We start from the raw sequence: 4,306 nt of genomic DNA, 5'->3' as shown, positions 1-4,306 counted from the left end.
ACGCGCTGGCGCTGCAGGACAGGCAGCGGGTCGGCATCAAGCTGACCGGTACCCTCAACGGGTCGATCAGCGTGTTCGACAACGGCACGCTGGTGGCCAGCAGCCGCAGCGGCTATGAAAGTGGCGACGAGGTTTCAGTGGCGTTCCGCGCCGACGGCGCCGGCACCTACCAGGTGGCGGTGAATGCCGATGGCCCCGAGGCGTTCGGGCCGTTCCGGCTGCGCGCCGAAGCGCTGGTGCCGTATGACGGCAAGCCGATCGTGGGGGCCGGTCGCATCGACGACCTGCTGTTGGACGAACGCCAGGACTACACCCTGAAGGTGGATAGTCCAGGCCTGTACGAGATCCAGCTGCGTTCGGACGCGTTCGATACCGTGCTGTCGCTGAAGGGCAACGGCCAGGAAAGCGAGAACGATGACGGTGGCGAGGGCACTGATTCGCGCCTGACCCTGCCGCTGCAGCCCGGCGAGTACACCCTCACCGTGCATGGGCTGGGTGAGGGCGACCAGGGCGCCTTCAGCCTGGAGGCCACGCGCAGTGCCATGCCGGACAACCTGGTCGATACCGATGGCACCGCGCTGCCGCGCAACGGCAGCGTGTACACCCTGCTGGAAGGCGAGGGCCGCCGGCGCTTCCTGCTGACCCTGGACGCGCCGGCCGAGGTGCAGCTCGATGCGGTGTCCAGCCAGGTCGACACCGTGCTGCGCCTTGTGGGTGGTGAGATCGAGCGCAGCGATGATGACGGTGGCAACGGAACCGACGCGCGCCTGCAGGAAACGCTGCCTGCGGGTCACTACACCGTGGATGTCAGCAACCTGAGCGAAACCAGCGGCCTGGTCGAGATCAAGGTGCGCTAGTCGCGCTCAGTGTGCTGCGGCGAAGCCGGCATCGCCTACCGGTGGTAGTGGCAGGATGCGTTCGGATTCCACGGCCTGGCCGGCCGCGGCCAGCGCCTGCTGGTAGGCCTTCGCGGTGGCGGTGTTGAAGGCTACCAGCACGATGCGCATCGGCTGTGCGTGGCTGCGCTGCCACGCCAGTGTTTCAGTCACGGCCACCTGCGCGGCCTGGTACAGCGGGTAGCCGTACACGCCGCAGCTGATGGCCGGGAACGCGATGGACTGCACGCCCAGCGATTCGGCCATCTGCAGCGATTTCCAGTAGCAGTTGGCCAGCAGCGCGGGTTCGTCGCGCTGGCCGTCGTGCCAGACCGGGCCCACGGTGTGCAGCACGTGCTTGGCCGGTAGTGCATGGCCGGCGGTGGCGCGCACTTCGCCGGTGGGGCAGCGCACGCCGGGGCGCAGCTGCGGCAGCTGCTCGCATTCCTGCAACAGGCCCGGGCCTGCCGCGCGGTGGATCGCACCATCCACACCGCCTCCGCCCAGCAATGATTCATTGGCCGCGTTGACGATCGCATCCACCGCCAGGGTCGTGATGTCGCCCTGCCACACTTCGATCTTCATGCGTCCGTCTCCTGCCTGTCGGTTGTTCCGCGCATCCTCCGCGCTGGCTGTACCCACGGTAGGGCACAGGGCATGGATGCTGCGTCATGACCGTCTCACAACCTGCGATCCGGTCTTCACGCACGATGGCGGTAATTACCTTCACGCAGGCTGAAGCAGAAAGGGGTCAGAGCCCTTTCCCTGCGGGAAAGGGATCCGACCCCGTGCCCGGTTACGGCAGACCGGCCAGCCAGTCGTCGTCGGACCCTTCGTTCACATCGGCAAACAGCGGGGTGGAGAAGTAGCGCTCGCCGGTGTCCGGCAGCATGGCCAGGATCACTGAGCCGGCTTCGGCGCGGCTGGCCACATCCAGCGCACTGGCCACCGTCGCGCCGGCCGAGATGCCCACGAACAGGCCCTCCTCGGCGGCCAGGCGTCGCGCGGTGGCGATCGCGCGCTCGTCTTCGACCGTCAGCAGTTCATCCACCACATCGCGGTTCAGCACATCGGGCACGAAGTCCGGGGTCCACCCCTGGATCTTGTGCGGCTTCCAGTCGTCGCCTTTCAGCAACGCGGCGCCGGCCGGTTCGGTGGCCACGATGCGCGTCTGCGGGCGTGCCACCTTCAGCACTTCGCCCACGCCGGTGAGCGTGCCGCCGGTGCCCCAGCCACTCACGAAGTAGTCCAGGCGCTTGCCGGCGAAGTCGCGCAGGATCTCTGCCGCAGTGGTGTTGCGGTGGTAGGCCGGGTTGGCCGGGTTGGCGAACTGGCTGGCCAGGAACCAGCCATGCTGTTCGGCCAGCTCGCGCGCCTTGCGCACCATGCCGCTGCCGCGTTCGGCGGCGGGGGTCAGGATCACCTTGGCACCGTAGGCGCGCATCAGCTTGCGGCGTTCGATGGAGAAGGTTTCCACCATGGTGGCCACGAACTTGTAGCCGCGTGCGGCGGCCACCATGGCCAGGGCCACGCCGGTGTTGCCCGAGGTGGCCTCCACGATGGTGTCGCCGGGCTTGAGCAGGCCGCGCGCTTCGGCGTCCAGAATGATGGCCAGCGCCAGGCGGTCCTTCACCGAACCGCCGGGATTGAACGATTCGACCTTGGCGTACAGGGTCACGCCCTGCGGCGCCAGGCGCTGCAGCTTGACGATGGGGGTGTTGCCGATGGTGTCCAGGATGGAGTCGTACAGGGCCATGGAAGCGCTCCAGAAGCAGGCCGCGCCGGGCTGCGGCGGGCGGAAGATGAGAGGGCTGGCCGTCCAGGCCAGCGGCTGCCGGCTGACCGTAGCGCCGGCATATGACACCCGGAAATGACCAGATACCTTTCTTAAACAACGTTTGGTTATAAGCTGGTGACGGGAATTGACCCTAGAGTGGACCTCCGCCCCCGCCGCCTGCCCGCCATGACGCTCACCCAGCTGCGCTACCTGGTTGCCATCGCCGATGCCGAGCTGAACATCACGCTCGCCGCCTCGCGCGTGCACGCGACCCAGCCTGGCCTGTCCAAGCAGCTCAAGCAGCTGGAAGACGAGCTGGGTTTCCTGTTGTTCGTGCGCAAGGGGCGCAGCCTGGAATCGGTCACCCCGGCCGGTACCGAGGTCATCACCCGCGCCCGTGCGGTGCTGTCTGAGGCCAACAACATCCGTACCTATGCGGCCAACCAGCGCCGCGAAAGCCAGGGCCAGCTGATCCTGACCACCACCCACACGCAGGCGCGCTTCGTACTGCCGCCGGCGGTGGCGGCAATCAAGCAGGCCTACCCGCAGGTAAGCGTGCATCTGCAGCAGGCCGGCGAAGCCGATGCGCTGGACCGGCTCAACCAGGGTGATGCGGACATCGCCATCATCAGTACTGCCGGCAGCGAGCCGACCGACGGCATTGCCGTGCCGTTGTTCCGCTGGCGCCGTCTGGTGGTGGTGCCCAAGGGCCATCCGCTGGACCGCGCCGGCCGCGCGCCGGACCTGGCGGCGTTGGCGCGGCAGCCGTTGATCAGTTACGAATCGTCCACGCGACCGAATTCATCGCTGCAGCGTGCGTTCGCCGCGCAGGGTCTGGTGCCCGACCTGGCACTGACCGCGCTCGATGCCGACCTGATCAAGACGTATGTGCGCACGGGTCTGGGCGTGGGCCTGCTGGCGGAGATGGCGGTCAGTGCCTACGACGAAGATCTGAAATCGTGGCCGGCGCCGGCGCCGATCACCGAGTGCATTGCCTGGGCGGTGCTGCCGCGCGATCGCGTGCTGCGCGATTACGCGTTGGAACTGGTGCACGTGCTGGCGCCGCAGATCGACCCGCGCGACCTGCGCCGGGTGCTGGACGGCAACCAGGCCGCCGCGTGGCCGCAGCCACCCACCTGGGAATCGCTGACCCAGACCATCACCGTCTGAGGGTTGGGGCATTGCAGGGCTGCGCCCTGCACCCGCTCAACGTCAACGTCAACGTCAACTTCAACGTCAAAAGCGGCATTCCGTGGGATGGCGGGGCGGTGTGGGTGGGCAGGACACGCCGTAAACCCGTCCATGGGGGCTCGTAGGCGCCATCCATGGCGCCTGCGGTCCTGCCCACCCACACCGCCCCGCCTCTGACAGGTTCCTGCGATCTGCCGGAACCGCATTTTGCTCTGGTAGGTGTCGACCTTGGTCGACACATTTGTCAGATATCGAATGGATTCATCCGTGTCGACCAAGGTCGACACCTACCGGGGCAGAGCGCCGTTCCGACAGTTGGCCGGCGGCCAGTAGATCCACGCCATGCGTGGATGAATTTCCATGGAAATCGAATATTGAATCCGGGGTCGGAGCCCGTTGCGCAGCAACGGGATCCGACCCCGCGCCGTTCCGACAGATCGCGGGAGTCTGTCGAAGGCGGGGT

At 67.2% G+C, this 4,306-nt stretch carries 4 protein-coding genes; 2 read left to right on the top strand and 2 right to left on the bottom strand.

Features of this window, described 5'->3' with window-relative positions:
- Positions 1-857: ABC transporter substrate-binding protein (locus tag RTY46_RS19075; protein ID WP_312710355.1), on the top strand; the 857-nt coding region annotated here is incomplete at its 5' end.
- Positions 858-863: 6 nt separating this feature from the next.
- Here RTY46_RS19075 and RTY46_RS19070 read toward each other — a convergent pair.
- Both RTY46_RS19070 and cysK read right to left on the bottom strand, forming a co-directional pair.
- Positions 864-1,460 carry an O-acetyl-ADP-ribose deacetylase gene (locus RTY46_RS19070; protein WP_312710353.1) on the bottom strand — a complete coding sequence of 199 codons (597 nt, stop codon included), beginning with the start codon at positions 1,458-1,460 and terminating at the stop codon, positions 864-866.
- Between the two features lie 211 nt (positions 1,461-1,671).
- Positions 1,672-2,631, bottom strand: coding sequence for a cysteine synthase A (gene cysK / locus RTY46_RS19065; protein ID WP_108757031.1), 960 nt, complete (start codon positions 2,629-2,631; stop codon positions 1,672-1,674).
- Positions 2,632-2,838: 207 nt separating this feature from the next.
- On the opposite strand from cysK, the gene RTY46_RS19060 reads away from it, so the two are divergent.
- Positions 2,839-3,822, top strand: a complete 984-nt coding sequence (locus RTY46_RS19060; RefSeq protein ID WP_312710361.1) for a LysR family transcriptional regulator — start codon at positions 2,839-2,841, stop codon at positions 3,820-3,822.
- Positions 3,823-4,306: the final 484 nt, after the last annotated feature.

This window comes from Stenotrophomonas sp. (assembly GCF_032056425.1).
Lineage (GTDB): Bacteria > Pseudomonadota > Gammaproteobacteria > Xanthomonadales > Xanthomonadaceae > Stenotrophomonas.
This window is presented reverse-complemented; position numbering and strand designations above follow the sequence as displayed.

Coding starts and splice junctions, on each gene's coding strand:
- RTY46_RS19070 (WP_312710353.1), bottom strand. CDS start 1,460: ATGAAGATCGAAGTGTGGCAGGGCGACATCACGACCCTGGCGGTGGAT.
- cysK (WP_108757031.1), bottom strand. CDS start 2,631: ATGGCCCTGTACGACTCCATCCTGGACACCATCGGCAACACCCCCATC.
- RTY46_RS19060 (WP_312710361.1), top strand. CDS start 2,839: ATGACGCTCACCCAGCTGCGCTACCTGGTTGCCATCGCCGATGCCGAG.